This is a genomic window from Planococcus sp. CAU13, from assembly GCF_000775575.1.
Lineage (GTDB): Bacteria > Bacillota > Bacilli > Bacillales_A > Planococcaceae > Planococcus.
In genome coordinates this window covers 1-3,828 of sequence record NZ_JRGN01000340.1, presented here as the reverse complement: position 1 = coordinate 3,828, position 3,828 = coordinate 1, and the positions used below count along the sequence as shown (strand labels likewise).

The window sequence follows — 3,828 nt, the reverse complement described above, 5'->3', positions numbered from 1 at the left end:
CTGGAAAGCGAAGCTGTTTTGCGGAATATCATCACCCACTATTTATTCAACTCCCCTTTACTTCCCTGCGCACTTCATTTACACTGGAGCCATCGGGACAACCCGAACACAAAAACCGCATACCGTTTTCTGCACTGGGGGTGCTTATTTTAGCTGAGATGCGAGCGAAAGCTCCGATCCCTTATGACTCGATCAGGTTAGGACCTGCGTGAGGAAGTGCGGTGACTTTCCGCAAAACGTTTTTTTCAGGAGTGTAATCCTCCTTTTTATTTGCATGGAACAGTGGCTGCATCTTCACGGATGCGGCTATTTTTGTGCACATTTTTAAGGAGGAATATTGTTATGGAACCATTGCAATGCGGCACTAGCCCGATCGTCGGATTTCGCTTCACGCTGAATCCGATGACAAACGACTTCATCAAAATCATCAAAAGGGCGCTGAATGAAACCGACACCTCAAATGTCTGGATGCACACGGACGACGTCTCGACCGTCATCCGGGGAAAACAGAACCACGTTTTTTATGTGGCAAAAGCGCTGACGCTGCATGCGGCGAAAACCGGAGAGCACGTGGCGTTAAACGGCACATTTTCGATTGGCTGCCCTGGTGATTCATCAGGTGACGTCTACCTCGATAAAGACGATGTCCTGCTCAATACAGATGACACGAAACAATATGTTTCTTCCCAATTCGCACTGTACCCGATGAACAATCCGGATTACATGTCGGTCATTTACCGCGAAGTCGAGCGCGCCAAAGAACACGGCGTCTGGAACGACTCGATGCATTACGCAAGCGGCATCCACGGCGATATCCATGACGTTTTCAAGTTTTACGAAGAAACGTTCACCCATGCGCGTTCGGATGAACACCGCCATCTCGTCATGACGGTATCGATGAGCATCAACAGCCCGTCGCACACAGGCGGTGCTGAAAATGCTTAATTCGTGGAAATTAAAAGAAATCGTATTGATGTCGCTGTTCGGCGTCGTCTTTGGCATCGTTTACCTGCTGTTCATACATCTTGGCAATATCTGGGCCGGCCTGATCGGTCCGATCGCCTATGAATGGATGTTCGGCATCTGGTTTATCGTCTCGATCATCTGCATGCATATCATCCGCAAACCGGGTGCTGCGGTGTTGCCTGAGACGCTGGCCGCCATTATCGAAGTCATGCTGGGCAATGCGGTCGGTCCGCGCCTCATCCTGTCCGGCGTCATTCAGGGACTGGGAGCAGAAGCGGCATTTGCCGTTACTCGTTATAAGCATTTCAACATTTTCGTCTTTATGCTGGCAGGCGTCGGTGCGGCTGTATTCAGTTTCATCTATGGTTATTTCGTCTCCGGCTATGCAGCGCTTGATCCATCCTTTGTGGCGCTGATGTTTACGCTCCGTGTGTTGAGCGGCGCAATCATCGCCGGCATCGGCGGAAAATATATCGGCGACGCACTGCTTGCGACCGGCTCACTCCGCGGCTACGCGATTGCCCGCACGGAACAGAGTGATGCACGTGCCTGATTCGGTTTTTTCACTGGAAAATATGTCGTTCCGCTTTCCGGATGATGAAGAAAATACGCTCGCCGGGATTTCGTTCACGGTCCACCGCGGGGAACGCGTCGTTCTGTCCGGTCCAAGCGGCTCCGGCAAGTCGACGCTGCTGTATCTGCTGAACCGGTTGTATCCCGCCAATTGCGACGGCATCGTCACTGGTGACATTCTATTGTTCAATATACCCGCGGCACAATATGCACCAGGTGAGATCAACCACCGCATCGCGACTGTTTTTCAGGATCCTGATTCCCAGTTCTGCATGCCGACTGTCGAAGAAGAACTCGCGTTCACACTGGAAAATCTGCATACTCCGGCCGCCGATATGGATGAGAGGATCATGCATATATTGGAACTCACCGGGCTGTCCCATTTGCGCAACACCTCGATCCAGACATTGTCCGGCGGCATGAAGCAGCGCGTGGCAACGGCCTGTGCGCTCATTATGGAACCGGAAGTGCTGCTGCTGGATGAGCCGATATCCCATCTCGATCCCCTTACCGCCCAGGAATTCATCGAGTGGCTGGATCGACTGCAGCAGAAGTTCGGCCTGACCATCATCGCGGTCGAACACCGGCTCGACAGCTGGGGCAATTTCTTCGAACGGGAAATCTCGCTCGGTTATAACGGGCAAATTTCAGCGGATCAGTCCTTCAACCGGCATAGAGCAACCCGCTATCCGGCGCGGCTGAATTCTTCATTGGAACAGCAGGCGCTGGCGGTCGAAGATCTGTCCGTGAAAATAAAAGAGAAAACGCTTCTGCATCCGCTGACGTTCACTGCGCAGCGCGGCGAATGCGTCGTCATCGCCGGCCCGAACGGCAGCGGCAAATCGACACTCGTAAAAGCGATTTGCGGCATCCATAAAAAAGCGGGCGGAAAAATTTCTTCTGAAGCTTGCGGCTATGTGCCTCAGTCACCCGAGTTTTTATTCCTGACCGCTTCGGTCCGTGAAGAACTCGCGTTTTCCAAAATCTCAGATGAAGATGAGTTGGAAGCGGTCATGAAAGCGCTGCGTTTAAACGAAATAGCGGAGCACAACCCGTTCGCTGTCAGCCATGGCCAAAAACGGCGCATCGCAATCGGCGCCATGCTGGCGGATAAACGGAAAGGTCTGTTTCTGGACGAACCGACTTCCGGCCAGGACGAAGCGGCGTTACTCGAATTATTCCGCCTCGTGGATGAGCGGCTGGACCAGGGTGACACGGTTTTCATCGTCACGCATGACATGGAATTTGCCGCAGCTGTCGCAGATTCGGTTGTGCTGCTGAAAGATGGGCAGCTGACAGGTAAATATGCCGCAAAAGAAATATGGGAAAATCCGCGGCTGCTGACAGAGCACCATCTCCTGCCGCCGAAAGGAGTGCTGCAGAATGCGGAATCTCCTACATGACATGAATCCGGCGGTCAAGTTTCTGGCGGTCACTGCCGCCATGCTGGCACTGGCGATTTTCTTCAATCCCTGGACGCCGCTGCTGTTCTTTATCAGTGTCGTCGTCCTGCAGCTGCTGTTCAGCCAGATCAACTGGAAGCTCTGGAGTTTGTTCATGTTGCCGTTTGTTCTCGGGGCCTTCGGCTACTTGTGGACAACGATCGTCTTTGCCGCTGAAACAGGCGGCACGGTCATCTGGTCGTCATTCGGCTTCGATGTGACCGATAAGCAATGGGCACTGGCCTTATCCCTGTCGTTCCGGGTTCTGGCTTTCTCTTCCCTGTCGCTGCTGTTTGCACTGACGACAGATCCTGTCCGTTTTGTCATGAGCCTGATGCAACAACTAAAGCTGTCGCCGAAACTCGCTTACGGCGTGCTCGTCGGCTATCAATTTCTGCCGGTGCTGAAAGATGAATTCTTCCAGATCCAGCAGGCCCACCGCCTGCGCGGGGCCGCTACAGAAAAATACTGGTGGCAGCGCCTGCTCAATATACGCCGCATAATCATCCCGATGCTTGCCGGCGCCGTCCGGAAAGCTGAACGTTCGGCGTTTGCGATGGAAGCCCGCGGGTTTACGGGTGAAGCGCGGACTGAATTTTACCGGCCCGTCCATACAGGCCGTCTGGATATTGTGATGATATTAGTATTACTGGCTGTACTTGCGGGCAGCTGTGCTGGCGGAGTTATGTTAAGTGACTTATAAGGAGCTGTCCGCGTTTACGGGCAGCTTTATAGCTTCTCGAGAAATAAAAAATTCCGTTTAGCGGCATCCGATCTGCTGGAAAGTCTCCCCCTTTTGATGATGGTTCATCCGGTTTTATCGCTTTTCGCCCGCGAAAAGCATCCA

The 3,828-nt window shown here is 52.9% G+C and carries 4 protein-coding genes and 1 riboswitch; all 4 genes read left to right on the top strand.

What is annotated here, in order from left to right; translation table 11 throughout:
* Nucleotides 1-126: 126 nt before the first annotated feature.
* A riboswitch (TPP riboswitch) is annotated at nucleotides 127-232 on the top strand.
* A 110-nt stretch (nucleotides 233-342) separates the two neighbouring features.
* Genes KW93_RS15875 through KW93_RS15860 form a run of 4 tightly spaced genes read left to right on the top strand, consistent with a single transcriptional unit; the run spans nucleotide 343 to nucleotide 3,684 of the window.
* Nucleotides 343-945, top strand: coding sequence for a YkoF family thiamine/hydroxymethylpyrimidine-binding protein (locus tag KW93_RS15875; protein ID WP_033544030.1), 603 nt, complete (start codon nucleotides 343-345; stop codon nucleotides 943-945).
* The gene (locus KW93_RS15870; protein ID WP_033544029.1) at nucleotides 938-1,519 is read left to right on the top strand and encodes an ECF transporter S component; all 582 of its coding nucleotides are present in this window, start codon (nucleotides 938-940) and stop codon (nucleotides 1,517-1,519) included. Before KW93_RS15875 ends, KW93_RS15870 begins: the two co-directional genes overlap by 8 nt.
* A complete protein-coding gene (locus KW93_RS15865; RefSeq protein WP_033544028.1) occupies nucleotides 1,506-2,942 on the top strand; it encodes an ABC transporter ATP-binding protein in 1,437 nt (478 codons plus the stop codon). Before KW93_RS15870 ends, KW93_RS15865 begins: the two co-directional genes overlap by 14 nt.
* Nucleotides 2,923-3,684 (top strand): energy-coupling factor transporter transmembrane component T family protein, encoded by a 762-nt coding sequence (locus KW93_RS15860; protein WP_033544027.1) that lies wholly within the window; start codon nucleotides 2,923-2,925, stop codon nucleotides 3,682-3,684. The genes KW93_RS15865 and KW93_RS15860 overlap by 20 nt, the downstream gene beginning before the upstream one ends.
* The last annotated feature ends 144 nt before the right edge of the window (nucleotides 3,685-3,828 follow it).